Genomic DNA, 1,814 nt, shown 5'->3' on the forward strand with positions numbered 1-1,814 from the left:
TTGAATATTTTTATCTCCCTGCGCGAATATATTTGTACTTAACACCACTAAACCAATCATCATCCAATTTCTTAGAATATTCATAATCGTTGTCTCCTTATATGTATGAAATATGACCTTGCATAACTCTAAGCTAACTGGCGTGTGGAGTGGAGGCAATTGTATGCAACAATGAGCCTTGGCGAATGCATACAATTGCCGGAGCTCCACACGTCCACGTTGAGCGCATTGTTAGGCAATCCACGCCATTTTCTAATAGCCATAATCATATGACTCTTTAATTGAGCAGACAGGATCTGTAAAAATATCGTCACACTTAAAGCTAATATTAGATATAGGACCAGTATCAACCAAAGAATAATCTTTACCACTGTGAAGGAGTACCCAATTTTCGTGTATCTCAGCACATATCGACCATTCAAAGAAGCTATGCGCCATCATCATTAAGACTGGGTTGAAATGCCTTATTTGGGATTCATCAACAAACCCGTTTGAATCTGAAATTACTTCTAGTTTTCTACCTTCACATTCATCGCTACCTTCCTCTCTAGCCACTAACCTTACTTTAATTCCAGATACCGGTTTTCCACTATCAAAGATCACACCTTTAACTTCGGGCGTTGTATTACTCATGTGGGGCCAAGGTATACAGCCATTAAGCATGAGAACTAAAGTTAGAATTAGAATACGCATTACTGATTACGCCTAACGCTGAGGTAACCGGCCCAGCTGCGTTGTGCCAACATGTGGTAAAAAGCGAAGCGACCACATGTTGGTGCGGCGTAGCTGGGTCCGCGTTGACCGGATAGTTAAAACGGTGCCGGTACCAACCTACCAACAACCACGTTGTGGCGCGAGCGCGCCACCTAAACCTATAAACCGTGACAATTAGAATACCTTAATTGCCCCAACCGTCAAAACCGATAGACTCACGAAGAACGTACGGTTCGTTGGTCGACCTTCAACAGCCTGCTAAACCTATTAAGAAACACGCAATATGTGTTTCATTGCTACTTGAAAAATACGTTTGCAACACTCGTTGCTGGTAGAGTTCAACGAACATGATCACTATCAGCCACTCATATATTTGATACCACTACCCAACCTTAAAGCGCTCCGGCGAAGCCGAATATCACTTAAAACGAATCAAACTACAGGGCACTATTTTTTGCCACGCAGCGCCGTCCAGTGGAGGCCAAAGGCCGGAACGATGCTTGATGCACTTGTTATGTGCTTACTCATGGACACCCAGCAAAACATTTTGAAGTTCGCTATTATTTGCACAAAGTTCACTACCTGAATCGGTGCGCATGATAGAAACCATACCTGTAAAAGCATCTCGCTGCTCTTTAGACCCCATTGATGCACCCAGTTCTTCAAAGCGTGAAAATGCAGAAACAGCCTGTTTAGAGCCATAAAGACAAATCCGCGCCTTAGCATCGCCCGTTCGGGAGAACAATTCTTTCTGCTCTTGAGACCCTGCCTTGGGACGAAACTGCGCCTGCTCGCATACGCACTTCAGATAGTCCATGTAGGCTTTGGAGCGTAGATCACGTAGATGTCGCTGACTTTCTATGTGGCGAGTAAATAAATATTGTAACGAAGCGCCAATTACCACGCCTAGAAACGAAAGAAAGCCTGCTAACAATTTAAACTCTCCTTATCTGCACTTAGTCGTGCGCACACATAACGCCTTGCACACCGGCCCAGCGCAGCAGAGCCAGCATGTGGTAAGTTTGCGCAGCAAACCACATGATGGCGGCGCGTAGCTGGGTCCGCGTGCTGCAACTTGTTAAAACTAGCGCCACTTGAAG

General features: G+C 44.8%; 2 protein-coding genes. Both read right to left on the reverse strand.

All coding sequences use genetic code 11. The annotated features are described in order from the left end of the window. Window positions 1-252 precede the first annotated feature (252 nt). Window positions 253-633: a hypothetical protein gene (locus tag D9N13_RS14110; protein ID WP_290591424.1), complete on the reverse strand. Its 381-nt coding sequence runs from the start codon at window positions 631-633 to the stop codon at window positions 253-255. 601 nt (window positions 634-1,234) lie between these two features. Further along, window positions 1,235-1,648 (reverse strand): hypothetical protein, encoded by a 414-nt coding sequence (locus D9N13_RS14115; RefSeq protein WP_290591427.1) that lies wholly within the window; start codon window positions 1,646-1,648, stop codon window positions 1,235-1,237. Between the last annotated feature and the right edge of the window lie 166 nt (window positions 1,649-1,814).

This window comes from Ketobacter sp. GenoA1, from assembly GCF_003671475.1.
In the GTDB taxonomy this organism is placed as follows: Bacteria; Pseudomonadota; Gammaproteobacteria; order Pseudomonadales; family Ketobacteraceae; genus Ketobacter.